General features: G+C 66.1%; 27 protein-coding genes. 15 read left to right on the plus strand and 12 right to left on the minus strand.

What is annotated here, in order from left to right:
- Positions 1–11: 11 nt before the first annotated feature.
- Complete coding sequence (gene pyrE, locus ACYCAX_RS18815; RefSeq protein ID WP_015479554.1) at positions 12–653, minus strand: orotate phosphoribosyltransferase; 642 nt, start codon at positions 651–653, stop codon at positions 12–14.
- An 81-nt stretch (positions 654–734) separates the two neighbouring features.
- On the opposite strand from pyrE, the gene ACYCAX_RS18820 reads away from it, so the two are divergent.
- A complete protein-coding gene (locus tag ACYCAX_RS18820; RefSeq protein ID WP_015479555.1) occupies positions 735–1,514 on the plus strand; it encodes an exodeoxyribonuclease III in 780 nt (259 codons plus the stop codon).
- A gap of 73 nt (positions 1,515–1,587) precedes the next feature.
- Here ACYCAX_RS18820 and ACYCAX_RS18825 read toward each other — a convergent pair whose 3' ends face one another.
- Together ACYCAX_RS18825 and rph are read right to left on the minus strand one after the other, a co-directional pair.
- Positions 1,588–1,959, minus strand: coding sequence for a DUF4870 domain-containing protein (locus tag ACYCAX_RS18825; protein ID WP_015479556.1), 372 nt, complete (start codon positions 1,957–1,959; stop codon positions 1,588–1,590).
- A 49-nt stretch (positions 1,960–2,008) separates the two neighbouring features.
- Positions 2,009–2,728 (minus strand): ribonuclease PH, encoded by a 720-nt coding sequence (gene rph / locus ACYCAX_RS18830; RefSeq protein WP_416751264.1) that lies wholly within the window; start codon positions 2,726–2,728, stop codon positions 2,009–2,011.
- Positions 2,729–2,918: 190 nt separating this feature from the next.
- Here rph and ACYCAX_RS18835 point away from each other — a divergent pair, with 190 nt between their 5' ends.
- From ACYCAX_RS18835 to ACYCAX_RS18860, 6 genes are all read left to right on the plus strand, one after another.
- Complete coding sequence (locus tag ACYCAX_RS18835; protein WP_015479558.1) at positions 2,919–3,782, plus strand: YicC/YloC family endoribonuclease; 864 nt, start codon at positions 2,919–2,921, stop codon at positions 3,780–3,782.
- A 51-nt stretch (positions 3,783–3,833) separates the two neighbouring features.
- Positions 3,834–4,445 (plus strand): guanylate kinase, encoded by a 612-nt coding sequence (gmk, locus tag ACYCAX_RS18840; RefSeq protein ID WP_015479559.1) that lies wholly within the window; start codon positions 3,834–3,836, stop codon positions 4,443–4,445.
- Positions 4,446–4,545: 100 nt separating this feature from the next.
- Positions 4,546–4,812 carry a DNA-directed RNA polymerase subunit omega gene (gene rpoZ / locus ACYCAX_RS18845; RefSeq protein WP_015479560.1) on the plus strand — a complete coding sequence of 89 codons (267 nt, stop codon included), beginning with the start codon at positions 4,546–4,548 and terminating at the stop codon, positions 4,810–4,812.
- Between the two features lie 60 nt (positions 4,813–4,872).
- The gene (gene spoT / locus ACYCAX_RS18850; RefSeq protein ID WP_015479561.1) at positions 4,873–6,981 is read left to right on the plus strand and encodes a bifunctional GTP diphosphokinase/guanosine-3',5'-bis pyrophosphate 3'-pyrophosphohydrolase; all 2,109 of its coding nucleotides are present in this window, start codon (positions 4,873–4,875) and stop codon (positions 6,979–6,981) included.
- 20 nt (positions 6,982–7,001) lie between these two features.
- Positions 7,002–7,382, plus strand: coding sequence for a RidA family protein (locus ACYCAX_RS18855; RefSeq protein ID WP_015479562.1), 381 nt, complete (start codon positions 7,002–7,004; stop codon positions 7,380–7,382).
- A 58-nt stretch (positions 7,383–7,440) separates the two neighbouring features.
- A complete protein-coding gene (locus ACYCAX_RS18860; RefSeq protein WP_015479563.1) occupies positions 7,441–8,175 on the plus strand; it encodes a putative periplasmic lipoprotein in 735 nt (244 codons plus the stop codon).
- 37 nt (positions 8,176–8,212) lie between these two features.
- On the opposite strand, the gene ACYCAX_RS18865 is transcribed toward ACYCAX_RS18860, so the two are convergent.
- From ACYCAX_RS18865 to ACYCAX_RS18875, 3 genes are all read right to left on the minus strand, one after another.
- Positions 8,213–8,836, minus strand: a complete 624-nt coding sequence (locus ACYCAX_RS18865; protein ID WP_015479564.1) for a LysE family translocator — start codon at positions 8,834–8,836, stop codon at positions 8,213–8,215.
- Between the two features lie 66 nt (positions 8,837–8,902).
- Positions 8,903–9,703 (minus strand): helix-turn-helix transcriptional regulator, encoded by an 801-nt coding sequence (locus tag ACYCAX_RS18870; RefSeq protein ID WP_015479565.1) that lies wholly within the window; start codon positions 9,701–9,703, stop codon positions 8,903–8,905.
- A 1-nt stretch (position 9,704) separates the two neighbouring features.
- On the minus strand, positions 9,705–10,574 hold the full coding sequence (locus ACYCAX_RS18875) for an NAD-dependent epimerase/dehydratase family protein (RefSeq protein WP_460248580.1): 870 nt from the start codon (positions 10,572–10,574) through the stop codon (positions 9,705–9,707).
- A gap of 92 nt (positions 10,575–10,666) precedes the next feature.
- Here ACYCAX_RS18875 and oxyR point away from each other — a divergent pair, with 92 nt between their 5' ends.
- From oxyR to ACYCAX_RS18890, 3 genes are all read left to right on the plus strand, one after another.
- Positions 10,667–11,599: an oxidative stress transcriptional regulator OxyR gene (oxyR, locus tag ACYCAX_RS18880; protein WP_015479567.1), complete on the plus strand. Its 933-nt coding sequence runs from the start codon at positions 10,667–10,669 to the stop codon at positions 11,597–11,599.
- Complete coding sequence (gene recG, locus ACYCAX_RS18885; RefSeq protein ID WP_460248581.1) at positions 11,596–13,671, plus strand: ATP-dependent DNA helicase RecG; 2,076 nt, start codon at positions 11,596–11,598, stop codon at positions 13,669–13,671. Before oxyR ends, recG begins: the two co-directional genes overlap by 4 nt.
- 91 nt (positions 13,672–13,762) lie before the next feature.
- Positions 13,763–15,169: an HDOD domain-containing protein gene (locus ACYCAX_RS18890; RefSeq protein WP_460248582.1), complete on the plus strand. Its 1,407-nt coding sequence runs from the start codon at positions 13,763–13,765 to the stop codon at positions 15,167–15,169.
- A gap of 143 nt (positions 15,170–15,312) precedes the next feature.
- On the opposite strand, the gene ACYCAX_RS18895 is transcribed toward ACYCAX_RS18890, so the two are convergent.
- The 5 genes from ACYCAX_RS18895 to ACYCAX_RS18915 form a co-directional block, all read right to left on the minus strand.
- Positions 15,313–15,714: a helicase gene (locus tag ACYCAX_RS18895; RefSeq protein ID WP_460248583.1), complete on the minus strand. Its 402-nt coding sequence runs from the start codon at positions 15,712–15,714 to the stop codon at positions 15,313–15,315.
- A 134-nt stretch (positions 15,715–15,848) separates the two neighbouring features.
- Positions 15,849–16,121, minus strand: coding sequence for an HU family DNA-binding protein (locus tag ACYCAX_RS18900; RefSeq protein ID WP_009614168.1), 273 nt, complete (start codon positions 16,119–16,121; stop codon positions 15,849–15,851).
- 202 nt (positions 16,122–16,323) lie between these two features.
- The gene (locus ACYCAX_RS18905; RefSeq protein ID WP_015479571.1) at positions 16,324–17,478 is read right to left on the minus strand and encodes an NAD(P)/FAD-dependent oxidoreductase; all 1,155 of its coding nucleotides are present in this window, start codon (positions 17,476–17,478) and stop codon (positions 16,324–16,326) included.
- Between the two features lie 90 nt (positions 17,479–17,568).
- Complete coding sequence (locus tag ACYCAX_RS18910) at positions 17,569–17,736, minus strand: rubredoxin (protein WP_015479572.1); 168 nt, start codon at positions 17,734–17,736, stop codon at positions 17,569–17,571.
- A 208-nt stretch (positions 17,737–17,944) separates the two neighbouring features.
- Positions 17,945–18,112, minus strand: coding sequence for a rubredoxin (locus ACYCAX_RS18915; RefSeq protein WP_015479573.1), 168 nt, complete (start codon positions 18,110–18,112; stop codon positions 17,945–17,947).
- Positions 18,113–18,320: 208 nt separating this feature from the next.
- Here ACYCAX_RS18915 and ACYCAX_RS18920 point away from each other — a divergent pair, with 208 nt between their 5' ends.
- Both ACYCAX_RS18920 and ubiA read left to right on the plus strand, forming a co-directional pair.
- Positions 18,321–18,875, plus strand: coding sequence for a chorismate--pyruvate lyase family protein (locus ACYCAX_RS18920; RefSeq protein ID WP_460248584.1), 555 nt, complete (start codon positions 18,321–18,323; stop codon positions 18,873–18,875).
- Positions 18,876–18,901: 26 nt separating this feature from the next.
- Positions 18,902–19,792, plus strand: coding sequence for a 4-hydroxybenzoate octaprenyltransferase (gene ubiA / locus ACYCAX_RS18925; protein ID WP_294978696.1), 891 nt, complete (start codon positions 18,902–18,904; stop codon positions 19,790–19,792).
- Positions 19,793–19,915: 123 nt separating this feature from the next.
- Here the strand turns inward: ubiA and ACYCAX_RS18930 are convergent, their stop codons facing one another.
- Positions 19,916–20,281 (minus strand): COG4315 family predicted lipoprotein, encoded by a 366-nt coding sequence (locus ACYCAX_RS18930; RefSeq protein WP_015479576.1) that lies wholly within the window; start codon positions 20,279–20,281, stop codon positions 19,916–19,918.
- Positions 20,282–20,584: 303 nt separating this feature from the next.
- Here ACYCAX_RS18930 and phoB point away from each other — a divergent pair, with 303 nt between their 5' ends.
- The 3 genes from phoB (at position 20,585) to ACYCAX_RS18945 (ending at position 24,051) form a co-directional block, all read left to right on the plus strand.
- Positions 20,585–21,274 (plus strand): phosphate regulon transcriptional regulator PhoB, encoded by a 690-nt coding sequence (phoB, locus tag ACYCAX_RS18935; protein WP_294978691.1) that lies wholly within the window; start codon positions 20,585–20,587, stop codon positions 21,272–21,274.
- 39 nt (positions 21,275–21,313) lie between these two features.
- On the plus strand, positions 21,314–22,618 hold the full coding sequence (phoR, locus tag ACYCAX_RS18940; RefSeq protein ID WP_041712268.1) for a phosphate regulon sensor histidine kinase PhoR: 1,305 nt from the start codon (positions 21,314–21,316) through the stop codon (positions 22,616–22,618).
- Between the two features lie 92 nt (positions 22,619–22,710).
- On the plus strand, positions 22,711–24,051 hold the full coding sequence (locus ACYCAX_RS18945) for a hemolysin family protein (RefSeq protein WP_460248585.1): 1,341 nt from the start codon (positions 22,711–22,713) through the stop codon (positions 24,049–24,051).
- Positions 24,052–24,255: the final 204 nt, after the last annotated feature.

The following is a 24,255-nucleotide window of genomic DNA, read 5'->3' on the forward strand; positions in this document are numbered from 1 at the left end:
CCTTGTTGCAGTTAGATACCGTACTGTGCGCGATACGCCTCGACAGCGGCCAGATGCTGTTTCAGCTGCGCATCACCGGCGAGATATTCCAGCACTTGCTCCAGCGACACAATGCTGACCACCGGGATCGAAAAGTCGCGCTCGACCTCCTGGATCGCCGACAGTTCGCCCTTGCCGCGCTCCTGGCGGTTCAGCGCGATCAGCACGCCGGCGGCCTGAGCGCCCTGGGCGTCGATGATCTGCATGACCTCGCGGATGGCGGTGCCGGCGGTGATCACGTCGTCGATGATCAGCGCGCGGCCGGTCAGCGGGGCGCCAACCAGCGTGCCGCCTTCACCGTGGTCCTTGGCTTCCTTGCGGTTGAAGCACCAGGGCAGGTCGCGGCCGTGCTGCTCGGCCAGCGCAATGGCGGTGGCGGCGGCCAGCGGGATGCCTTTATAGGCCGGGCCGAACAGCACATCGAAGGAGATGCCGCTGTCGACCACCGCGCTGGCGTAGAAACGCCCCAGCTGGGCCAGCGCCACGCCGGTATTGAACAGGCCGGCATTGAAGAAGTACGGGCTGGTACGCCCGGACTTGAGGGTGAACTCGCCGAAACGAAGAACGCCGCGCTCGATGGCGAAGCGGATGAAATCGCGTTGATATGCGTGCATGGGAGAGAACCGGCCGGTATGAATTTAGCTAAACCGTTTGAGCTCGGGTATCATACACACACGTGATTTTGGGGGCCATTTATGCGGATCATCAGTGTGAACGTGAATGGTATTCAGGCTGCAGCCGAGCGTGGATTGCTCAGTTGGCTGCAAGCCCAGAATGCCGACGTGATCTGCTTGCAGGATACCCGCGCCTCCGCTTTCGATCTGGATGACCCGTCCTATCAACTGGACGGCTACTTCCTGTACGCCTGCGATGCCGAAGTGCCCAGTCAGGGCGGCGTCGCAATCTATAGTCGTCTGCAACCCAAGGCTGTCATAAGCGGCCTGGGTTTCGAGATGGCCGATCGTTACGGGCGCTACCTGCAAGCCGATTTCGACAAGGTGAGTATCGCCACTCTCCTGCTGCCTACCGGGCAGGAAGGGGACGAGAACCTGAACCACAAGTTCAAGTTCATGGACGATTTCGCCCAGTACATGAACAAGCAGCGCCGCAAGCGCCGCGAATACATCTATTGCGGCTCGCTGTACGTCGCGCACCAGAAGCTGGACGTGAAGAACTGGCGCGAATGCCAGCAATCTCCGGGCTTCATGGCGCCGGAGCGCGGCTGGATGGATGAGATCTTCGGCACCATGGGCTACGTCGACGCCCTGCGCGAGGTCAACCGCGAAGGCGACCAGTACAGCTGGTGGCCGGAAAGCGAACAGGCCGAGCTGCTCAACCTGGGCTGGCGTTTCGACTACCAGATCCTCACGCCGGGTCTGCGCCGCTTCGTGCGCAGCGCCAAGCTGCCGCGCCAGCCGCGCTTCTCCCAGCATGCGCCGCTGATCGTGGACTACGACTGGACCCTGAGTATCTGAGTCCTGTCGTCCCGCCGTCAGGCGGACATGAAAAAGCCGGCTTCGAGCCGGCTTTTTCATATCCGCAGAACCGTCACTTGAGCGGGCGCCAGGTGAAGGGGTAGCGATACTCCACCCCTTCATTGGCCTTGATCCCGGCGATGATGGTCAGGACCAGCGCACCGATACTCACCAGTCCCAGCAGGAAGAAGCCGACCACCACCAGCATCAGCAGACAACTGATCAAGATCGCCAGGGTCACGGTGATCTGGAAGTTCATCGCCTCCTTGCCCTGCCGGTCCACGAACGGGTCCGACTCACGCTTGATCTGCCAGACGATCAGCGGCCCGATCAGGTTGCCGAAGGGAAAGACGAAACACAGGAATGCGGCGAAGTGGCAGAACATCGCCCATTGCCGGGCCTCCCGGCTCGGTTCGCTGTGTTCCACGGGCAATTCCTCGCTCATCCTTTCACTCCTTGCACTTGAAGATCGGCCGGGCGCGCCGCTCGTCGGTTCAGTCGGCCAGCGCGGCGCGCTGCAGTTCGAACAGCTCGCGCAGGCCCTGCTGCGCCAGTTCCAGCATGGCATTCAGCTCGGCCGGCTGGAAGGGCACGCCCTCCGCGGTACCCTGGACTTCGATGAAGCCGCCGGCATCGGTCATGACCACGTTCAGGTCGGTCTCGGCGGCGGAGTCTTCCAGGTAGTCCAGGTCCAGCACCGGCTCACCCTGGTACATGCCCACGGAAACCGCGGCGACCATCTGCTTGAGCGGGTTGCCCTTGAGCGCGCCGCGCTTCTTCAGCACGGCCAGCGCATCGATCAGCGCCACGGTGGCGCCGGTGATCGAGGCTGTGCGGGTGCCGCCGTCGGCCTGGATCACGTCGCAGTCGATGTACAGGGTGTTCTCGCCTAGCTTGGAGAGGTCCAGCGCGGCGCGCAGGGAGCGGCCGATCAGGCGCTGGATTTCCAGGGTGCGGCCACCCTGCTTGCCGCGCGCGGCTTCGCGCTGGTTACGCTCGCCGGTGGAGCGCGGCAGCATGCCGTATTCGGCGGTCAGCCAGCCCTGGCCCTGGCCCTTGAGGAAGCGCGGCACACCGGATTCGGCGCTGACGGTGCAGATCACCTTGGTGTCGCCGAACTCGACCAGCACGGAGCCCTCGGCGTGCTTGGTGTAATGGCGGGTGATACGGATCGGGCGCAGTTGGTCGGCGGCGCGGCCACTGGGACGGTTCATGGAGGCATCCTGTACAGAGTTGCTGGCGGGGGAATGACCGCCATTATAGAGGCCAGCGGACGGACGCAACCACCGCCGGCGTGCGGCTGCGCGCCACGCTGGGGTACAATTACCGGTTTCCGACGACCTGTCGGCCTTTTTCTTCAGACTGAAAACCTTCAGTCACGAACAGTCAGCGAGGTAGCTCCACATGGTGCACAGCATGACCGCCTTCGCCCGCGTTGAGCAGGCCGGGCCGCATGGAACGCTCAGCTGGGAGCTGCGCTCGGTCAACCACCGCTACCTCGAACCCAACCTGCGCCTGCCCGAAGCCTTCCGCGATCTCGAAGGCGCGGTGCGCGAAGCCCTGCGCCAGGGCCTGTCGCGCGGCAAGGTGGAGTGTACCCTGCGCTTCAACGAGGAAAACGCCGGCAAGGCGCTGCAGGTCGACCGCGAGCGCGCCGCGCAGCTGGTCGCCGCCGCCGAGACCGTGGCCGGCCTGATCCGGCAGCCCGCTTCGCTCGACCCGCTGGCCGTACTGGCCTGGCCGGGCGTGCTGGTGGCCGACGCCGCCGATCCGCAGGCGCTCAATGCCAGCGCCCTCGCCGCCTTCACCCAGGCGCTGGACGAGCTCAAGGCCGGCCGCGCCCGCGAAGGCGCCGAACTGGCGAGGATCATCGACGAACGCCTGGCTTCGATGCTGGAAGAGGTCGCCAACCTGCGCCAGCTGGTGCCGGAAATGCTCGCCAACCAGCGCCAGAAGATCGTCGACCGCTTCACCGAGATGAAAGCCGAACTCGACCCGCAGCGCCTGGAGCAGGAAATGGTCCTACTGGCGCAGAAGAGCGACGTCGCCGAAGAACTCGACCGCCTGACCACCCACGTCACCGAAGTGCGCCGCGTGCTCAAGGCTGGCGGTGCCGCCGGTCGCCGCCTGGACTTCCTCATGCAGGAACTCAACCGCGAGGCCAACACGCTAGGTTCGAAGGCGTTCGACCCGCGTTCCACCCAGGCCGCGGTCAACCTCAAGGTCCTGATCGAACAGATGCGCGAGCAGGTCCAGAATATCGAGTAAACCGGGCAACGCCCGGCTCGGAACCGTCAACCGCAACTCCAGGAAAGCGCCATGTCCGGCACTCTGTACATCGTTTCTGCCCCGTCCGGCGCCGGCAAGACCAGCCTGGTCAAGGCGCTGCTCGACGCCATGCCCGCCGTGCGCGTCTCCGTCTCCCACACCACCCGTGGCATGCGTCCGGGCGAGGTGGATGGCGTGAACTATCACTTCGTCGCTCGCGACACCTTCACCGCCATGCTCGAGCGCAATGAGTTCCTCGAACATGCGGAAGTCTTCGGCAACCTCTACGGCACCTCGCAGCGCTGGGTGGAGAAGACGCTCAAGGAAGGTTTCGACCTGATCCTCGAGATCGACTGGCAGGGCGCCCAGCAGGTGCGCCGGCTGATGCCCCAGGCGCAGTCGATCTTCATCCTGCCGCCGAGCCAGGAGGCCCTGCGCCAGCGCCTGACCAACCGTGGCCAGGACGCCGACGAGGTGATCGAGCAGCGCATGCAGGAAGCCGTCAGCGAAATGAGCCACTATGTCGAGTACGATCACCTGGTGATCAACGACGATTTCGCCCATGCGCTGGAAGACCTCAAGGCGATCTTCCGCGCCCGCCAGCTGCGCCAGGACGCCCAGCAGCAGCGGCACACCGAACTGTTGCAACAATTGCTGGCCTGAACGGGAAACGCGAAGGCCCTTCCATAAAGATTGGCGATTTTTTAAACTATTCAGTCCGCCCGGCATTCTCCGGGCATCCATTTTCGTAACGAGGAACACCATGGCCCGCGTCACCGTTGAAGACTGCCTGGACAACGTCGATAACCGTTTCGAGCTGGTCATGCTCGCCACCAAGCGCGCTCGCCAGCTGGCCACCGGCGGCAAGGAGCCGAAGGTAGCCTGGGAAAACGACAAGCCCACCGTCGTCGCTCTGCGCGAGATCGCCTCGGGCCTGGTGGACGCTGACATCGTTCAGCAGGAGGACGTGGTTGAAGAAGAGCCGCTGTTCGCTGCATTCGAAGACGAGGCCAACAACGAGGCCCTGTAAGTCGATGTCGGGCCGACGAAAAGGCGCGCCGCGACGGCCTGTTCGGCAGGGGGTGAACCCATGCCGGGCATAGATGCATTCGCCGACCGACTGTCGAGTTACCTGGGTCCGGATCAGGTCAACCTGGTCCGCCGCGCCTACTACTACGCCGAGCAGGCCCATGACGGGCAGCGCCGCCGCAGCGGCGAGGCCTACGTCACGCACCCGCTCGCCGTCGCCAATATCCTCGCCGACATGCACATGGACCATCAGAGCCTGATGGCGGCCATGCTGCACGACGTGATCGAGGACACCGGCATCGCCAAGGAAGCGCTCACCGCGCAGTTCGGCGAGACCGTCTCGGAACTCGTGGACGGGGTTAGCAAGCTGACCCAGATGAACTTCGAATCCAAGGCCGAGGCGCAAGCCGAGAACTTCCAGAAGATGGCCATGGCGATGGCACGCGATATCCGCGTGATCCTGGTCAAGCTGGCCGACCGCCTGCACAACATGCGCACCCTGGAAGTGCTGTCCGGCGAGAAACGCCGGCGCATCGCCAAGGAAACCCTGGAAATCTACGCCCCCATCGCCAACCGCCTGGGTATGCACAGCGTGCGCGTGGAGTTCGAGGACCTCGGCTTCAAGGCCATGCACCCGATGCGCTCCGAGCGCATCCGCCAGGCGGTGAAGAAGGCCCGCGGCAACCGCCGCGAGATCGTCGGCAAGATCCAGGAATCGCTGGTCAACTGCCTCGCCCGCGAGGGCATGGAAGGCCAGGTCCTGGGCCGCGAGAAGCACCTGTTCAGCATCTACAAGAAGATGCGCGGCAAGCGCAAGGCGTTCAACGAGATCATGGACGTCTACGCCTTCCGCATCATCGTCGACAAGGTCGACACCTGCTACCGTGTGCTCGGCGCCGTGCACAACCTGTACAAGCCGTTCCCCGGTCGCTTCAAGGATTACATCGCGATTCCCAAGGCCAACGGCTACCAGTCGTTGCACACCACGCTGTTCGGCATGCACGGCGTGCCCATCGAGATCCAGATCCGCACCCGCGAGATGGAAGAGATGGCCAACCACGGGATCGCCGCGCACTGGCTGTACAAGTCCAGCGAGGACGAGTCGCCCAAGGGCACCCACGCCCGCGCCCGCCAGTGGGTGAAGGGCATCCTCGAGCTGCAGCAGCGCGCCGGCAACTCGCTGGAATTCATCGAGAACGTGAAGATCGACCTGTTCCCGGACGAGGTCTACGTGTTCACGCCCAAGGGTCGCATCATGGAGCTGCCCAAGGGCTCCACGGCGGTGGACTTCGCCTACGCGGTGCACACCGACGTCGGCAACAGCTGCATCGCCTGCCGCATCAACCGCCGCCTGGCGCCGCTGTCCGAACCGCTGCAGAGCGGCGCGACGGTGGAAATCGTCACTGCGCCGGGCACCCGGCCGAACCCGGCCTGGCTCAACTTCGTGGTCACCGGCAAGGCACGCACGCACATTCGCCATGCGCTCAAGCTGCAGCGCCGTTCCGAATCGATCAACCTCGGCGAGCGCCTGCTGAACAAGACCCTGGCCGGCTTCGACAGCCACTTGGAGAAGATCCCGCAGGAACGCATCCAGGGCGTGCTCAACGAGTACCGCATGGAAGTCTTCGAGGACCTGCTGGAAGAAATCGGCCTGGGCAATCGCATGGCCTACGTGGTCGCCCGCCGCCTGCTGTCCAGCGAAGGCGAGGAAGCGCCGAGCGCCGAAGGGCCGCTGGCGATCCGCGGCACCGAAGGCCTGGTCCTGAGCTACGCCAAGTGCTGTACGCCAATCCCGGGCGATCCGATCGTCGGCCACCTGTCCGCCGGCAAGGGCATGGTCGTGCACCTGGAGAACTGCCGGAACATCAGCGAAATCCGCCACAACCCCGAGAAATGCATCCAGCTCAGCTGGGCCAAGGATGTCACCGGGGAATTCAACGTCGAACTGCGCGTCGAGCTGGAGCACCAGCGCGGCCTGATCGCCCTGCTGGCCACCAGCGTCAACGCCGCCGACGGCAACATCGAGAAGATCAGCATGGACGAGCGCGACGGCCGCATCAGCGTGGTCCAGCTCGTCGTCAGCGTGCATGACCGTGTGCACCTGGCCCGCGTCATCAAGAAGCTGCGCGCGCTCAAGGGCGTGATCCGCATCACCCGCATGCGCAGCTGATCCCACCCCAAGGAGTCGACATGACCAAGACCGTTATCCACACCGACAAGGCCCCGGCCGCCATCGGCACCTACTCCCAGGCGATCAAGGCTGGCAACACCGTGTATGTCTCCGGTCAGATCCCGCTGGACCCGCAGACCATGGAACTGGTCGAGGGCTTCGAAGAGCAGACCGTCCAGGTCTTCGAGAACCTGAAAGCCGTGATCGAAGCGTCCGGCGGCTACCTGCACGACGTGGCCAAGCTGAACATCTTCCTCACCGACCTGTCGCACTTCGCCAAGGTCAACGAGATCATGGGCAAGTACTTCACCCAGCCCTACCCGGCCCGCGCCGCCATCGGCGTCGCCGCCCTGCCCAAGGGTGCCCAGGTCGAGATGGACGCCATCGTCGTCCTGGAATAAGCCGCACCTCCCGAACGGGGCCTTCAGGGCCCCGTTCTTTTGTCTGCAAGGAGCAAACATGCGTCGCGCCCTGATCCTGAGCGCCCTGATCGGCCTGCTCACCGGCTGCGCCGGCACCCCGTCCGACCCTTCCGGCATCTGGGTCAACCAGGCCGCCATCGATGCCGCCGGCAAGGGCGGCAAGCTGCGCGAGGCGCTGCTGGCCTACGGCCCGAACCTGGAATGGAAGCTGGACACCAAGATCCAGCAAGCCACCTTCAGCAACGGCTTCGAGCTGGGCGAAGGCCAGTTGACCAGCGAAGACCCCACGCATTACCGCGTCGACTTCTACGGCAGCAACCAGGAAACCCTGGAGCTGGACGGCAAGGAACTGGTGCAGGTGGGCAGCGACAACTGGCCCGAGCAGCGCTTCATCCGCCCGAAGCAGCAACCCACCGCCCAGAGCCCCGCCGGCAGCACCTTCCAGAATGCCCTGTACGCGGCCTACCTCAACGGCACCTGGGTGATCGAGGAAGGCCAGGGCAAGGGCAGCAAGGTCAAGTTCCTGCCCAACGGCAGCCTCGAAGGCATGCCCGGTGCCGACCGCTACGCGCTGTGCCTGGCCGGCGACTGCGCGGCCATGAGCGGCGACAACGACAGCATCTGGCTGCAACAGGGCCAGCAGGGCCGCGAGTACCTGTTCGAACGCGACGGCGACAAGCTGGAACTGTTCGAGGCGGTGAACCGCGCCCAGGCCGACGAGATGCCGGAGTACGCGCCGGGCAACAAGGTCTGGACCCTGGAGCGCGACTGATCCGCGCGAGCGGGCTGGCGTGCTCGAATGGCAACAGTCAGCGCAGCCCGCTCCACAGCAGCCAGCCACCCAGCGCCAGCAACAGGCCGCCGCAGAGGCGGTCCAGCGCGGTGACCCGGCGCTTGAGCCAGCCGCGCCAGCGCGGACGATCCAGCAGGCGCACCAGCGCCATATCCCACACCAGCACCACCACGCCCATCCACAGCACACAGACGCCCAGCGCCCAGCCCGGCAGGTGGAACTGGCCGAGCACGCCGAACAGCCCGGTATAGAAGATCGGCAGCTTGGGGTTCAGGCTGCTGGCGAGCAGGCCTTCGCGCATGCCCCGCAGAAATCCCCCACTCCGCTGCTCACCCAGCTCCGTGGGAATCTCCAGCTCCCGCCGCGCCAGCAGCGCCTGGCCACCGAGCCAGACGAAGTAGGCGCCGCCCAGCAACTGCACGATGCGCAGCCCGTGGCTCGCCACCTCCGGCAACAGGCCGAGAACGAACAGCACCAGCAGCATGCTGGCGAGATTGGCCAGGGCGATACCCGCCGCGCAGCCATCGGCATGCCTTCGACCTCGCAACAGCGCAGCGCGGATCAGCAGGAAGAAATCCGGCCCCGGCGACAGCAGGGCGGCGAAGTGGGTGCTGGCGACCAGCGCGAAGGCGGCGAACATGGCGATCTCCCGAGAGTGGCGAGCGGCAGTCTGGAAGGACCGATGCAGCGCAGTCTTGGAAGAAACTCAGGTGCGTGTGGCGCGCAGGAAGTGCCCGGGCGTGACACCGGTGAAGCGACGGAAGGTGCCGGAGAAATGCGCCTGGTCGTAGAAGCCCAGGGCCAGCGCGACGTCCAGCGGCTTATCGCCCGCCACCAGCAAGCGCTTGGCTTCGCGGATACGCCGTTGCAGCAGGTAGGTGTGCGGCGGCACGCCGTAGGCGTTGCGGAAGGCCTCGATCAGGTGGCGTGGATGGCGTTGCAGGAGCGCGGCGAGGTCTTCGAGGCTGACCGCTTCACGGTAATGCGCTTCCAGGTAGTCCCGCAGCCGTGCGGTTACGCCGTTGTCGCGGCCAGCCGAGACGTTCGGGCGCATGCCGCCGTGGCGGACGAACACCAGCTCCAGCAGCGCCAGCAGTTCGCTCTCCAACGCCAACGCATCGTTGCACTCGAACTCCGTGGCGACACGCCGCAGCGCCTCCGCCACCTGCCCGTCATCGTGCGGATTGAGTGCCTGGAAGCCGCGCGGCAACTGCTTGCGCCCGAGCAACGGGAGCAGACGCGACTCCTCGATGTAGAGCATGCGGTAGACCAGCCGCTCGGACTCGGCATTGCCGGTGTGCGGCTCCTCCGGGTTCATCAGCGACAGGGTGCCGGCGGGCAGCACATGGTGCGCGCCGCGGCACTGGTAGCCGCCGGCGCCGTGGAGGATGGCGCCGATGGCGAAGGCATCGTGGCTGTGACGGCCGAACGGCTGGCCGGAGAAGTCCGCATGGAACAACTCCACCCCCGGCAACCAGGGGCGCGCCAGCAGCCGGTTGGCGTCCATCTCAGTCCTGTTTTCCGGCGAGGATGGCCGCGTAGCCTTCGCGGAAGCTCGGGTAGCGTGGCGCCCAGCCCAGCGCACGGGCGCGGGCGTTGCGGCAACGCTTGCTGCCGGCGCGGCGCACGCTCTGCTCGGCGGACCAGTGGGTGACGCCCAGCTGCTCGCGCAGCCAGCCGACTACTTCGTGCATCGCGGCGGGATCGTCATCGACGCCGATATAGCACTCGTCCAGCGCAACACCGCTGCGGTCGGCTTCCAGGAGCGTGGCCAGCAGGCCGGCGGCGTCCTCGGCGTGAATGCGATTGGCATACAACGGCGGCTCGCTGGCCACGCGGTAGCCGTCGCGCACCTGCTTGAGCAACCATTCGCGGCCGGGGCCATAGATACCGGTCAGGCGCACGATGCTGGCGGGAATGTCGCTGTGCAGCGCCAGCCGCTCGGCTTCGAGCATCACGCTGCCGGAGTAGCTTTCGGCCTCTGCGGGCGAGATTTCGTCGATCCACTCGCCCTCGCGCTGGGCATACACGCCGCTGCTGGAGACGAACAGCAGGCGCTTGGGCAATTGCCCGCGCTGCCGCAACCAGCCGAGGGTGTTGCGCAGGCCGTCGACGTAGGCGGCGCGATAGCCGGCTTCGTCATGCTGGGTGGCCGCCGCGCAGAAGACCAGATAATCCAGCCGGCCGATCGGCCAGGTGTCCGGGCATTCCAGTTGCGCCAGGTCGCCGGCCACCGGCAGCACCTCGAAGGGCAGCGCGGCGATGTTGCGGCGCAGGCCGTGGACGCGCCAGTCGCGCGCGGCCAGTTGGCGTCCCAGGCGGCTGCCGACGTCGCCGCAACCGACGATCATCAGGCTCGGGAAGGTGCTCGTACTCATGCTTGGCTCCGTGAATCGAGGGCTGGGAGTGTAGCGGTTGGTTCGCGGCGGTGCAGCCGCTATGCTTGGGCCACCTCAACGGATTCAGTGCCATGACCCTTACCGAACTGCGCTACATCGTCACGCTTGCCCAGGAGCAACATTTCGGCCGCGCCGCTGAGCGCTGCCACGTCAGCCAGCCGACCCTGTCGGTGGGCGTGAAGAAGCTGGAAGACGAACTCGGTGTGCTGATCTTCGAGCGCAGCAAGAGCGCGGTGCGCCTGACCCCGGTGGGCGAAGGCATCGTCGCGCAGGCGCAGAAGGTACTGGAGCAGGCCCAGGGCATCCGCGAACTGGCCCAGGCCGGCAAGAACCAGCTGACCTCGCCGCTCAAGGTCGGCGCCATCTACACCATCGGCCCGTACCTGTTCCCGCACCTGATTCCGCAGCTGCACCGGGTCGCTCCGCAGATGCCGCTGTACATCGAGGAAAACTTCACCCACATCCTGCGCGACAAGCTGCGCACCGGCGAGCTGGACGCGATCATCATCGCCCTGCCGTTCCAGGAAGCCGACGTGCTGACCCTGCCGCTGTTCGACGAACCGTTCTATGTGCTGATGCCCGCCGACCACGCCTGGACGGCGAAACCGAGCATCGATGCCGAACTGCTCAACGACAAGAGCCTGCTGCTGCTCGGCGAGGGCCACTGTTTCCGCGACCAGGTGCTGGAAGCCTGCCCGACCACCCGCAAGGGCGACGAGAACAAGCACACCACGGTGGAATCCAGTTCGCTGGAAACCATTCGCCACATGGTCGCCTCGGGCCTGGGCGTGTCGGTGCTGCCGTTCTCCGCCGTGGACAGCCACCACTATGCGCCCGGCGTGATCGAGGTTCGTCCGTTCACCGCGCCGGTGCCCTTCCGCACCGTCGCCATCGCCTGGCGCGCCAGCTTCCCGCGGCCACGCGCCATCGAGGTGCTGGCCGACTCGATCCGCCTGTGCTCGGTCGCCAAGCCGACCGTCAAGGGTGAAGCCGAGCCGGCATGACCGACCTGTCGAACGTCCCGGTCACCGCGCTCAAGGGCGTGGGCGCCGCGCTGGAAGAGAAGCTGGCGAAGGTCGGCCTGGAGAACCTCCAGGACATCCTCTTCCACCTGCCGCTGCGCTACCAGGACCGTACCCGCATCACCCCCATCGGCGCGCTGCGTCCGGGGCAGGACGCGGTGGTCGAAGGCGTGGTCTCCGGCGCCGACGTGGTGATGGGCAAGCGCCGCAGTTTATTGGTACGCCTGCAGGACGGAACCGGCACCCTGAGCCTGCGCTTCTATCACTTCAGCCAGGCGCAGAAGGAAAACCTCAAACGCGGCACGCACCTGCGCTGCTACGGCGAGGCGCGCCCCGGCGCATCGGGCCTGGAGATCTACCACCCCGAGTACCGCTCGCTCACCGATGCCGTCGCGGCGCCGGTGGAGCAAACGCTTACGCCGATCTACCCGACCACCGAAGGCCTCACCCAGCAGCGCCTGCGCCAGCTCAGCGAGCAGACCCTGGCGCGCCTGGGACCGTCGAGCCTGCCGGACTGGCTGCCGGCGGAACTGGCCCGCGACTACCGCCTCGGCCCGCTGGACGAAGCCATCCGCTACCTGCACCGGCCGCCGCCGGACGCCGACCTGGAAGAACTCGCCGAAGGCCGCCACTGGGCGCAGCACCGCCTCGCCTTCGAGGAACTGCTGACCCACCAGCTGTCGCTGCAGCGCCTGCGCGAGAGCGTGCGCTCCCAGGCCGCGCCGCAGCTGCCGCCAGCCAGGAAATTGCCGGCGCTGTACCTGAAGAACCTCGGCTTCAAGCCCACTGGCGCGCAGCAGCGGGTCGGCGCGGAGATCGCCTACGACCTCGCCCAGCCCGAACCCATGCTGCGCCTGGTGCAGGGCGACGTCGGCGCCGGCAAGACCGTGGTCGCCGCCCTCGCCGCCCTGCAGGCGCTGGAAGCCGGCTATCAGGTGGCGCTGATGGCGCCGACCGAGATCCTCGCCGAGCAGCACTTCCTCAACTTCACCAAGTGGCTGCAACCGCTGGGCATCGAAGTCGCCTGGCTGGCCGGCAAGCTCAAGGGCAAGGCCCGCGCCAGCGCGCTGGAACAGATCGCCGGCGGCGCGCCGATGATCGTCGGCACCCACGCGCTGTTCCAGGACGAAGTGAAGTTCAAGCGCCTGGCCCTGGTGATCATCGACGAGCAGCACCGCTTCGGCGTGCAGCAGCGCCTCGCCCTGCGCCAGAAAGGCGTCGATGGCCGGCTCTGCCCGCACCAGCTGATCATGACCGCCACGCCCATCCCGCGGACCCTGGCGATGAGCGCCTATGCCGACCTGGACACCTCGATCCTCGACGAGCTACCGCCCGGCCGTACCCCGGTGAACACCGTGCTGGTGGCCGACAGCCGCCGCATCGAAGTGATCGAACGGGTGCGTGCCGCCTGCGCGGAAGGCCGCCAGGCGTACTGGGTGTGCACACTGATCGAAGAATCCGAAGAACTCACCTGCCAGGCCGCGGAAACCACCTACGAGGAACTCTCCTCGGCGCTGGGCGATCTGCGCGTCGGCCTGATCCACGGGCGCATGAAGCCGGCGGACAAGGCCGTGGTGATGGAAGCCTTCAAGGAAGGCATGCTGCAACTGCTGGTGGCCACCACGGTGATCGAGGTCGGCGTGGACGTGCCCAACGCCAGCCTGATGATCATCGAGAACCCCGAGCGCCTGGGCCTGGCCCAACTGCACCAACTGCGCGGCCGCGTCGGCCGGGGCAGCGCGGCGAGCCACTGCGTGCTGCTCTACCACCCGCCGCTGTCGCAGATCGGCCGCGAGCGCCTGGGGATCATGCGCGAGACCTGCGACGGCTTCGTCATCGCCGAGAAGGACCTGGAGCTGCGCGGCCCCGGCGAGATGCTCGGCACCCGCCAGACCGGCCTGCTGCAATTCAAGGTGGCGGACCTGATGCGCGACGCCGACCTGCTGCCGGCCGTACGGGACGCGGCGCAGGCGCTGCTGGCGCACTGGCCGCAAGCGGTCAGCCCGTTGCTGGCGCGCTGGCTGCGCCACGGCCAGCAATACGGGCAAGTGTGACGCAGTTCACTCTCGCCGGTCGGCTGACCGCTCGGTCACGCTGACTGGCTGGTTATACTCCGCCCCAGCCGTTGATAACCGGATCACATTCATGAGCGACGCCGCACGCGCCCCCTCCGACTCATTGCAGGCCCCCGAGGTCATCCTGCAGCTGCTGGACAAGCTGGGAATCGCTTATCGCGAGGTCAGTGACGCCATCGCCCTGCCCGGCGCCCGCCGCATCCAGGCCAGCCTGCTGGAAGACAGCGTCGGCACGCTGCTGGTGCTGTTCCCGCAGAGCCAACTGCTCGATTTGAATCGCCTGGCCGAGCTGACCGGCCGCAAGCTGGTGGCGGTCAAGCCCGAGCGCCTGGAGCGCATGCTCGGCAAGCACCATCTCGGCCGTCTGCCGGCGCTGCCGCCGCTGACCAGCTCGCCCTGCCTGTACGACGAGCGCCTGCTGCAGGAGCCGCAGTTGCTGATCGAATCCGGCACTACCGGTGTCCTGCTGGAGATCGCCACCCCGGCGTTCCGTGGCCTGCTGGAGAAAGCCAGCGCCGCGCGCTTCGGCGTCCTGCTGGAAGCCATCCGGCCGAACCTCGACCGCCCGGACGACGACCGCGCCGAGATCACCCAGGCCGTGCAGGCGTTCACCGCCCGGCGCATCCAGCAGCGCCTCGAGGAAACCATCGAGATCCCGCCGCTGCCGGAAACCGCACAGAAGATCATCAAGCTGCGCGTCGATCCCAACGCCACGGTGGACGACATCACCGGCGTGGTGGAAACCGACCCGGCGCTGGCCGCCCAGGTGGTGAGCTGGGCCGCCTCGCCCTACTACGCCGCGCCCGGCAAGATCCGCTCGGTGGAGGACGCCATCGTCCGCGTGCTGGGCTTCGACCTGGTGATCAACCTGGCCCTGGGCCTGGCGCTGGGCAAGACCCTGAGCCTGCCCAAGGATCAGCCGCAGCACGCCACGCCCTACTGGCACCAGGCGATCTACACCGCCGCGGTGATCGAGGGCCTGACCCGCGCCATCCCGCGCACCGAGCGCCCGGAGGCCGGCCTGACCTACCTCGGCGGGCTGCTGCACAGCATCGGCTACCTGGTCCTGGCGCACATCTTCCCGCCGCACTTCTCGCTGATCTGCCGGCATCTGGAAGTGAACCCGCACGTCGAGCACAACCTGGTCGAACAGCACCTGCTGGGCATCACCCGCGAGCAGATCGGCGCCTGGCTGATGCGCGCCTGGGACATGCCGGAAGAGATCTACACCGCCCTGCGCTTCCAGCACGACCCGTCCTACGCCGGTGACTGCTCGGCCTATGCCAACCTGGTGTGCCTGGCGACCCGTCTGCTGCGCAACCACGGCATCGGCAGCGGCCCGGAGACGAGCATCCCCCAGGACTTGCTGGATCGCCTGGATATCCCCCGCGAGCGAGCCGAGGACGCCGTGCGCAAGGTGCTCGACGCCGAAGCGGCACTGCGCGAGCTGGCCAGCCAGTTCAATCCCGGACATTGATGCGCCTTTCGTAGGAGCGAGCTTGCTCGCGAACAGGGGCTAGCACCGAGCGCCTCCGGTTCGCGAGCAAGCTCGCTCCTACAAGAGCTTTCGCAGCGCATGAAAAAGGCCCCGTCAGGGGCCTTTTTCATGTCGACAGCGGCTCAGGCGGCCTCCTTCTCGCTGGCCGGCGCGGCTTTCTTCTTCGGCTTGAGGTATTTCACCAGGCCCTGGAACCAGATCACCAGGCCCGGGTTGCCCTGGATCTGGATGTCCTTGTTCTGGATGCCCTGCATGAACGCCAGCTGCGGGTTCTTCGAGGTCATGGTGGCGAAGCCATAGGCGCCGTCCTTGAAGCCGAGGGCGAAGGCTGGCTGCGGATGGGTGCCGCGCCGTGCGCTGACCTTGAGGTCCTTGACGATGTAGTGGCGGGCGACCTTGCCATCGAGGGTGTGCAGCTGGAATACCAGGTCCTTGCCTTCCAGTTGCTTCTGGAACGCCGGATTCTCCCGGCTGGCCTTGGCCATCATGCGCCCGAGCATCCACAGCAAAAGACGAAATTTCATGCGCAAACCTCGATATTCGAGACAAAAGTCTGCGCATTGTAGTCACTTCAAAAAGAGGCTACATCCGTTCTTTTGATGGGTTTATGTAACCGGAAGGGCGACCCGGAGCCGCTCTGGCTCCGGGTTCTGGGCGATCAGTTGACCGCGTCTTTCAGCGCCTTGCCTGGTTTGAAGGCAACGGTGTTGCTGGCTTTGATCTTGACCGGCTGGCCGGTCTGCGGGTTCTTGCCGGTACGGGCACCCCGGTGGCGTTGGATGAAGGTGCCAAAACCGACAAGGGTAACGCTGTCCTTGCGATTGAGCGCGCCAGTGATTTCATCCAGCAGCGCGTTCAGCACCTTGTTGGCTTGTTCTTTGGTGAGGTCGGCCTTTTCGGCGATGGCGGCGGCCAGTTCTGGTTTACGCATAGATATAGATGCCTCTTTGACGGTTTGTTGTTGTTGTGTCCGTGCTGTCTTCCCAACAGCGCCCAAGGCACCGCAGGCTTGCCGTACAGGCTCTAGGCTGCGGCAGACGGGGGGAGAATGGCACGCCGCAGGCGGGCGCGCCAGTATCGTCCGACAATTTAAGGGTGCATTCCCACGGCAAAACCGTCGCCAAAAAAGGCGTTTACGCCAGGAGAGCCGGCAACTCCTTGTTAAGGGAGAGTTTTTCGCTGACGGCCGCGCCGGTGAGCGCGTAACCGAGCAATCGACCGGCGGTATCGCGATAGAGCACCTTGAGGTCCGCGCCAGAGCCTTCCACCTGCCATTCGCCTTCGCTGCCGCGCGGCGGCGGCGACACCACCAGCGGGCACGCCGGGGTCTTCACGGTCACCGGCATCGGGCCGTAGGCCACGCTGGTCGGCTTGCCCGCCAGGGTCTGCGCCAGCGCACGAGCACAGGACATCAGCGGCATCACGTAGAGCAGATTCAAACCATCGACCTCGGCACAATCGCCCAGGGCGTAGATGTTGGCGTGGGAGCTGCGCAGCTCGCGGTCGACCATCACGCCGCGATTGATGTCCAGGCCGGCGGCGGCGGCCAGGTCGATGCGCGGGCGCAGGCCGACGGCGGACACCACCAGGTCGCAGGCGATCACGCTGCCATCGGAGAGGTGCGCTTCCAGGGCATCGCCGGCGCGCGCCAGGCGACTCAGCACCGGGCCGAGGTGGAAGCGCACGCCGAGGCCTTCCAGCCCCTGCTGCACCGCCTGGGCGGCGGCCGGGTGGAGCAGGCCGGGCATCACCTGCTCGCAGGGCGCCACGACGTCGATCTGGAAACCGCCGCTGGACAGGTCGTTGGCGAACTCGCAGCCGATCAGCCCGGCGCCCAGCAGCAGGACGCGGCGCTTGCCGGCCGCCGCGCTGCGGAAGCGGGCGTAATCTTCCAGGTCGTTGATCGGGAAGATCAGGTCCTGGGCGTCGCCGTCCACCGGTACGCGGATGGTATCCGCGCCCCAGGCCAGCACCAGGTCGCGGTAGCGAATTTCCTCTTCGCCGATCCAGATGCGCCGGTGCCCCGGATCGATGCCGGTGACACGGGTGTGGGTGAGAATGCGTGCCTTGAGCTGCTCGGCCATCGCGCCGGGCTCGGCCATCGCCAGACCGTCGGCGTCCTTGTCCTTGGAGAATCCGGTGGAGAGCATCGGCTTGGAATAGGAGCGGCCATCGTCGGCGGTGATCAGCAGCAGCGGCGTCTCGCCGTCGAGCTTGCGCCACTCGCGTGCCAGGTTGTAGCCGGCCAGGCCAGTACCGATGATCACCAGCGGTGCGTTGTCGCTCATTGCTCTCTCCACCTCGTAAAGACGCCACTTCCTGAAGACGGCACGGCGGCCATCGAGCCGCCGCGTGATATGGGTTGGGCCGGGCAGGGATTAGGAGATCGCGATCATCTCGAAATCGATCTTGCCCACGCCGCAGTCCGGGCACACCCAGTTGGCGGGAATGTCTTCCCAACGGGTGCCCGGCGGGATGCCTTCGTCCGGCAGCCCCAGCGCCTCGTCATAGATGAAGCCACAGACCACGCATTGCCATTTGCGCATCGGCCAGCCCTCCTGCGGATTGCCTGGTGAAACTAACGGATTTGCACGCCGCGTCCAACGGCGGGCGCGCCGCCGGGTGTCGTCAGTTGGGTCAACCCGGCGCCTCCCAGTCTACGCCTCTACCGCTCTCGAAGACGGCCCGGCCTTGCCGGGGCCACAAACGCCGACGGCGGCCCGAAGGCCGCCGTCGCGGGTAGAACCTGCCGGATCAGCCGATCTCGATCATCTCGAAATCCAGCTTGCCGACGCCGCAATCCGGGCACAGCCAGTCTTCCGGCACGTCTTCCCAGCGGGTTCCGGCGGCGATGCCTTCTTCCGGCCAGCCCTTGGTTTCGTCATAGATCAGGCCACATACCACACACTGCCACTTCTTCATCGGCTATCACCCTCGTGTTCTTGTCGCTTGGACGTCAGTGCATCCAATGTCGGGCTTTGTACTGGCGATGAGGCCGGCGCGCAAGTACCGACCGACCGGCCAAACCTTTGGTGGGGTATCGCGCAAGGCACTCTTGCACAGAACGCAATCGGCCGCGCAAAGGCGCCATGTTAAGCTGCCGCGTCCCCGGCCACCCGCAGTCACTACCGTGCCCGAAGCAGCCCTGTCTCATCCGCCCCGCTGGCTCACCGCCGTCCAGTTGCACCCCGCGCCCTCCGCCCAGGTCCTGGACTGGCTGTTCGACGAAGGCTCGCTGACGCGCCGGCTGACTGCCCTGTCCAACGGCGGCTTCGCGGTGCAGCCGCTGGCCGAGGGCTGGCACCGGATGCGTGTCGACGAATGTGCCGCCCTGGGCGTGGCCGAAGGCAGCCTGGGCTGGGTTCGCGAGGTGTACCTGAAGGGCCACGGCCAGCCCTGGGTGTTCGCCCGCAGCGTTGCCGCGCGTCATGCGCTGGAAGGTTCGGGGTTCGACCTGCGGCTGCTCGGCAGCCGCTCCCTGGGCGAGCTGCTGTTCAGCGACCGCGCCTTCCACCGCGGCCCCATCGAAGTGTGCCGCTACCCGGCCGCCTGCATGCCCGCCGAGGTCCGCAGCGAACGCCCGTGGGGGCGTCGCTCGCTGTTCAGCCGCGACGGCCTTGGCGTGCTGGTTGCCGAAGTATTCCTGCCCACGCTCTGGCACCGGCTGGAAGAACAGTCCGTATAATCCCCGGATCGTTTCCGGAGGCCGCCATGTTCGTCGCCCTGATCAAACCCCTCGCCCGCCTGCATCCCCGCGCCTGGGACTTCATCCAGCTGACGCGCATGGACAAGCCGATCGGCATCTACCTGCTGCTATGGCCCACCCTGTGGGCGCTGTGGATGGCCAGCGGCGGCATGCCGAGCCTGAAGAACCTGGTGATCTTCGTGGTCGGCACCGTGCTGATGCGCGCCGCCGGCTGCGTGATCAACGACTTCGCCGACCGCAAGCTCGACGGCCACGTCGAGCGCACCAAGGCCCGCCCGCTGGCCACCGGCAGGATTACCGTGCGCGAGGCCTGGATCGCCTTCTTCGTACTGCTGGGCGCCAGCTTCCTGCTGGTGCTGTGCACCAACGCGCAGACCATCTGGCTGTCCTTCGGCGGCGCGGCGATCGCGGCGCTCTACCCCTTCATGAAACGCTACACCTACTACCCGCAGGTGGTGCTGGGCGCGGCCTTCTCCTGGGGCATCCCGATGGCCTTCACCGCGGCGGACGGAACCCTGCCGGCGGTGGCCTGGCTGCTGTTCTTCGCCAACGTGCTGTGGACCGTGGCCTACGACACCTACTACGCGATGACCGACCGCGAGGACGACCTGAAGATGGGCATGAAGTCCACGGCGATCCTCTTCGGCGATGCCGACCGGGTGATCAACCTGACGTTGCAGGGCCTGATGCTCCTGCTGCTGATCCTGGCCGGCAACAAGCTGGACATGCACCTGTACTACTACCTCGGCCTCGTCGTGGCGGCGGGCTGTTTCGCCTGGCAATTCCACTCGACCCGGGACCGCGAGCCGATGAAGTGCTTCAAGGCCTTCCTGCACAACCACTGGGCGGGGCTGGCGATCTTCCTCGGCACCGTGGCGGACTTCGCCCTGCGCTGATGGGCTGATGGACCGTGCCCCCTGCAGGAGCGAGGGGGACGCCATCGTTATTGCTCGCGAACCTTGCCTGGCATCCCAGGTATCAAGCGGGTTCGCGAGCAAGCTCGCTCCTACGCAAAGCCGCTACGGCTTGGCCATGTGCCAGACCCCCATCTTGCCTTCGCCGGTCATGTCGCCGGCCTTCTGGTCCTGCACGAAGGTGTACAGCGGCTTGCCCTTGTAGGCCCACTGCACGGTGCCGTCATCGCGCTTGATCAGGGTCCAGTCGCCCATCGCCTTGGCGTCGGCCTCGGCCATCAGTGGCGGCCAGTTCTGCGCACAGCCACCGTTGCACATCGACTTGCCGCCGCTGTCCTTGTCGAAGGTGTACAGCGTCATGCCCTTGGCATCGACCAGCATGCCGTTCTTTTCCATCGCCGGCTCGGCGGCCAGCGCGGTCATCGGCGGGAATGCCAGGCCCAAGGCAAGGGCCGGGAGGAACCTCTTCATCGCGTGTCTCCTCTGGTGAGGTGGAACGGCGCGGGGGCTACCGCGAAGGCGCTCGGCCCGGGCGGCGTCGACTGCCCACTCGCAACCGTGATCGCGGCGTCCGACGTCCGTGCGCCAGACGCGCCGTCGACCGGGCCGGTGCACGGCACACCCCGTGTGACAGGGTTCGCACAGCGGCCCATTCAGCATAGACGAGCCCGTGCCAGACGCTTCGCACCGCGCTCGGCTAACATCCGCATGTCACATCCCTGAAATATTTCCGTTATCTAATGCGGCGCAGTACAGAAATCCTGAGGCACCAGCATGGTTGGCAAGACAATCCTCATCGTCGATGACGAAGCTCCGATCCGGGAAATGATCGCCGTGGCCCTGGAGATGGCCGGCTACGAATGCCTTGAGGCCGACAGCGCCCAGACGGCTCACGCGGTGATCGTCGACCGCAAGCCGGACCTGATCCTGCTCGACTGGATGCTGCCGGGCACTTCCGGCATCGAGCTGGCCCGCCGCCTCAAGCGCGACGAGCTGACTTCGGGCATCCCGATCATCATGCTCACCGCCAAGGGCGAGGAGGACAACAAGATCCAGGGCCTGGAAGTCGGCGCCGACGATTACATCACCAAGCCCTTCTCCCCGCGCGAACTGGTGGCTCGCCTGAAGGCCGTGCTGCGGCGCACCGGCGCCGGCGACAGCGAGACACCGATCGAAGTCGGCGGCCTGATGCTCGACCCCATCAGCCACCGTGTGACCATCGACGGCAAGCCCGCCGAGATGGGGCCGACCGAATACCGCCTGCTGCAGTTCTTTATGACCCACCAGGAGCGCGCCTACACCCGTGGCCAGCTGCTGGACCAGGTCTGGGGCGGCAACGTGTACGTGGAAGAGCGCACCGTCGACGTGCACATCCGCCGCCTGCGCAAGGCCCTGGGCGAGGTCTACGAAAATCTGGTTCAGACCGTGCGCGGTACCGGTTATCGTTTCTCGACCAAAAACTGATCGGACGCATCGCCCGATGGGTACAAGGAACGGACTTTCGTGACCCAGAACTGGAGTGGCGTGCTGATTCGCCATCTGCTGCTAGTCGTCGCCGGCGGCCTGCTGGTCGGCCTGATCTCCGGCCAATGGGGCTGGGCCCTGGCGGCCGCCCTGGCCGCCTACCTCGGCTGGACCCTCTGGCAACTGCTGCGCCTGTACAACTGGCTGAAAACCCACCAGAGCGATGAGGCCCCGCCCGACGGCTACGGCCTGTGGGGCGAGGTGTTCGACAGCATCTATCACCTGCAGCGGCGCAACCAGAAGGCTCGCGGTCGGCTGCAAGCGGTGATCGACCGCATGCAGGAATCCACCGCCGCGCTGCGCGACGGCATGATCCTGCTCGACCGCGACGGCAACCTGGAGTGGTGGAACCAGTCCGCCGAACGCCTGCTGGGCCTGAAAAGCCCGCAGGACGGTGGCCAGCCGGTGACCAACCTGGTCCGCCACCCGCGTTTCAAGGAATACTTCGCGCACGAGGACTACCGCGAACCGCTGGAGCTGACGTCGCCGATCAACGACAACCTGCGCCTGCAGTTCCACATCACCCTCTATGGCGCCGGCGAGCACCTGATGCTGGTGCGCGACGTGACACGCGTCCATCAGCTGGAACAGATGCGCAAGGACTTCATCGCCAACGTCTCCCACGAACTGCGCACCCCGCTGACGGTGATCGCCGGCTACCTGGAGACGCTGCTGGACAACGTCGAGGAGGTCAATCCGCGCTGGACCCGCGCGCTGCAGCAGATGCAGCAGCAGGCCGGGCGCATGCAGAGCCTGCTCAACGACCTGCTGCTGCTGGCCAAGCTGGAAGCCACGGATTACCCGGCGGACAACAAGCCGGTGGCGGTGGACCTGATGCTGCTGTCGATCCGCAACGACGCCCAGGCGCTCTCCGGTGCGCGCAACCACCGCATCAGCCTGGAGGCCGACGCCAAGGTCAAGCTCAAGGGCAGCGAGGCCGAACTGCGCAGCGCCTTCTCCAACCTGGTGTTCAATGCCGTGAAATACACCCCCGACGAAGGCGATATCCACATTCGCTGGTGGGCCGACGAACAGGGCGCGCACCTGGCCGTGCGGGACAGCGGCATCGGCATCGATCCCAAGCACCTGCCGCGCCTGACCGAGCGCTTCTACCGCGTCGATTCCAGCCGCAACGCCAGTACCGGCGGCACCGGTCTGGGGCTGGCCATCGTCAAGCATGTCCTGCTGCGCCATCGCGGCAGCCTGGACATCAGCAGCGTGCCGGGCAAGGGCAGCAGCTTCACCTGTCACTTCCAGCCACAACAGGTCGAGCGCCGCACCTGAGGGCGCCCGAGCACTGAGATTGCCATCAGCGGACTTGCCAGTGGCGCCCGCGAACCGCATTCTTGTCCGTCCATTCCTTATCCAACAGAACCATGGACCCTTCCCCTAGTAGCAACCTCCTGACTTACTTCGCCGATTTCGGCCTGATTCTTTTCGCTCTCTTCCTCGTCGTACTCAACGGCTTCTTCGTGGCCGCCGAGTTCGCCATGGTCAAGCTGCGCTCCACCCGCGTGGAAACCATCGTCAAGCAGCACGGCTGGCGGGGCACCATCCTGCGCAAGGTGCACAACCAGCTCGACTCCTACCTCTCCGCCTGCCAGCTGGGCATCACCCTGGCCTCCCTGGGCCTGGGCTGGGTCGGCGAGCCGGCCTTCGCCGAAGTGCTCGAACCGCTGCTGGGCGCGATCGGGGTGCACTCCGAGGAAGTCATCCGCGGCGTGTCGTTCTTCACCGCATTTTTCATCATCTCCTACCTGCACATCGTGGTCGGCGAGCTGGCGCCCAAGTCCTGGGCGATCCGCAAGCCAGAGCTGCTGTCGCTGTGGACGGCGGTGCCGCTGTACCTGTTCTACTGGCTGATGTACCCGGCGATCTGGCTGCTCAACGCCAGTGCCAACACCATCCTGAAGATCGCCGGGCAAGGCGAGCCGGGACCGCACCACGAGCACCACTACAGCCGCGACGAGCTCAAGCTGATCCTGCACTCCAGCCGCGCCCACGACCCCAGCGACCAGGGCATGCGCGTACTGGCCTCGGCGGTGGAACTGGGCGAGCTGGAAGTGGTGGACTGGGCCAATTCCCGCGAAGATCTGGTCTACCTGGAGCGCAACGCGCCGCTGGACGACATCCTCGCCACCATCCGCCGCCACAAGTACAGCCGCTACCCGGTGTACGACAACGGCAAGGGCGAGTTCATCGGCCTGCTGCACATCAAGGACCTGCTGCTGGCCCTGACCACGCTGGAGAGCCTGCCGGAGTCCTTCGACCTCGACGAGCTGACCCATCCGCTGGAAATGGTCACCAAGCACATGCCGCTGGCCCGTCTGCTGGAGCAGTTCCGCCAGGGCGGTTCGCACTTCGCGCTGGTGGAGGAAGCCGACCACAAGGTGATCGGCTACCTGACGATGGAGGACGTACTGGAAGTGCTGGTCGGCGATATCCAGGACGAACACCGCAAGGCCGAGCGCGGCATCGTCTCCTACCAGCCGGGCAAGCTGCTGGTGCGCGGCGACACGCCGCTGTTCAAGCTGGAACGCCTGCTGAGCATCGACCTCGACCATGTCGAGGCGGACACCCTCGCCGGCCTGGTCTACGACACCCTCAAGCGCGTGCCGGAGGAAGAGGAAGTGCTCGACACCGAAGGCCTGCGCATCATCGTGAAGAAGATGAAGGGCCCGAAGATCGTCCTCGCCAAGGTGGTGAAGCTGGACTGATCGTCCGCTGACGAAAAAAGGCTGCCCCTGGGCAGCCTTTTTTCTCGGGCGTGTCCCGGCACCCGCATCTTTTCGCGGACAACGGAAGCCCCAGGCCTGGCCTTGACTGTAGCGAGCTTGCTCGCGAACAGCGTTTGCCGGCGACGACGGAGCTGGGAAGGTTCGCGAGCAAGCTCGCTTGTATGGCGTAGGGTAGGAGCCTGT

The organism is Pseudomonas sp. MT3, assembly GCF_054720805.1.

What these genes read in the sequence shown, in the direction of transcription:
- rpoZ (WP_015479560.1), top strand. Translation starts at nt 4,546, where the DNA reads ATGGCCCGCGTCACCGTTGAAGACTGCCTGGACAACGTCGATAACCGT.
- rph (WP_416751264.1), bottom strand. Translation starts at nt 2,728, where the DNA reads ATGAACCGTCCCAGTGGCCGCGCCGCCGACCAACTGCGCCCGATCCGT.
- ACYCAX_RS18865 (WP_015479564.1), bottom strand. Translation starts at nt 8,836, where the DNA reads ATGTTCGCCGCCTTCGCGCTGGTCGCCAGCACCCACTTCGCCGCCCTG.
- ACYCAX_RS18905 (WP_015479571.1), bottom strand. Translation starts at nt 17,478, where the DNA reads ATGAGCGACAACGCACCGCTGGTGATCATCGGTACTGGCCTGGCCGGC.
- ACYCAX_RS18820 (WP_015479555.1), top strand. Translation starts at nt 735, where the DNA reads ATGCGGATCATCAGTGTGAACGTGAATGGTATTCAGGCTGCAGCCGAG.
- ACYCAX_RS18855 (WP_015479562.1), top strand. Translation starts at nt 7,002, where the DNA reads ATGACCAAGACCGTTATCCACACCGACAAGGCCCCGGCCGCCATCGGC.
- ACYCAX_RS18895 (WP_460248583.1), bottom strand. Translation starts at nt 15,714, where the DNA reads ATGAAATTTCGTCTTTTGCTGTGGATGCTCGGGCGCATGATGGCCAAG.
- ACYCAX_RS18930 (WP_015479576.1), bottom strand. Translation starts at nt 20,281, where the DNA reads ATGAAGAGGTTCCTCCCGGCCCTTGCCTTGGGCCTGGCATTCCCGCCG.
- ACYCAX_RS18875 (WP_460248580.1), bottom strand. Translation starts at nt 10,574, where the DNA reads ATGAGTACGAGCACCTTCCCGAGCCTGATGATCGTCGGTTGCGGCGAC.
- phoB (WP_294978691.1), top strand. Translation starts at nt 20,585, where the DNA reads ATGGTTGGCAAGACAATCCTCATCGTCGATGACGAAGCTCCGATCCGG.
- recG (WP_460248581.1), top strand. Translation starts at nt 11,596, where the DNA reads ATGACCGACCTGTCGAACGTCCCGGTCACCGCGCTCAAGGGCGTGGGC.
- ACYCAX_RS18860 (WP_015479563.1), top strand. Translation starts at nt 7,441, where the DNA reads ATGCGTCGCGCCCTGATCCTGAGCGCCCTGATCGGCCTGCTCACCGGC.
- oxyR (WP_015479567.1), top strand. Translation starts at nt 10,667, where the DNA reads ATGACCCTTACCGAACTGCGCTACATCGTCACGCTTGCCCAGGAGCAA.
- ACYCAX_RS18825 (WP_015479556.1), bottom strand. Translation starts at nt 1,959, where the DNA reads ATGAGCGAGGAATTGCCCGTGGAACACAGCGAACCGAGCCGGGAGGCC.
- ubiA (WP_294978696.1), top strand. Translation starts at nt 18,902, where the DNA reads ATGTTCGTCGCCCTGATCAAACCCCTCGCCCGCCTGCATCCCCGCGCC.
- ACYCAX_RS18945 (WP_460248585.1), top strand. Translation starts at nt 22,711, where the DNA reads ATGGACCCTTCCCCTAGTAGCAACCTCCTGACTTACTTCGCCGATTTC.
- ACYCAX_RS18910 (WP_015479572.1), bottom strand. Translation starts at nt 17,736, where the DNA reads ATGCGCAAATGGCAATGCGTGGTCTGTGGCTTCATCTATGACGAGGCG.
- pyrE (WP_015479554.1), bottom strand. Translation starts at nt 653, where the DNA reads ATGCACGCATATCAACGCGATTTCATCCGCTTCGCCATCGAGCGCGGC.
- spoT (WP_015479561.1), top strand. Translation starts at nt 4,873, where the DNA reads ATGCCGGGCATAGATGCATTCGCCGACCGACTGTCGAGTTACCTGGGT.
- ACYCAX_RS18890 (WP_460248582.1), top strand. Translation starts at nt 13,763, where the DNA reads ATGAGCGACGCCGCACGCGCCCCCTCCGACTCATTGCAGGCCCCCGAG.
- ACYCAX_RS18835 (WP_015479558.1), top strand. Translation starts at nt 2,919, where the DNA reads ATGGTGCACAGCATGACCGCCTTCGCCCGCGTTGAGCAGGCCGGGCCG.
- ACYCAX_RS18915 (WP_015479573.1), bottom strand. Translation starts at nt 18,112, where the DNA reads ATGAAGAAGTGGCAGTGTGTGGTATGTGGCCTGATCTATGACGAAACC.
- ACYCAX_RS18870 (WP_015479565.1), bottom strand. Translation starts at nt 9,703, where the DNA reads ATGGACGCCAACCGGCTGCTGGCGCGCCCCTGGTTGCCGGGGGTGGAG.
- ACYCAX_RS18900 (WP_009614168.1), bottom strand. Translation starts at nt 16,121, where the DNA reads ATGCGTAAACCAGAACTGGCCGCCGCCATCGCCGAAAAGGCCGACCTC.
- gmk (WP_015479559.1), top strand. Translation starts at nt 3,834, where the DNA reads ATGTCCGGCACTCTGTACATCGTTTCTGCCCCGTCCGGCGCCGGCAAG.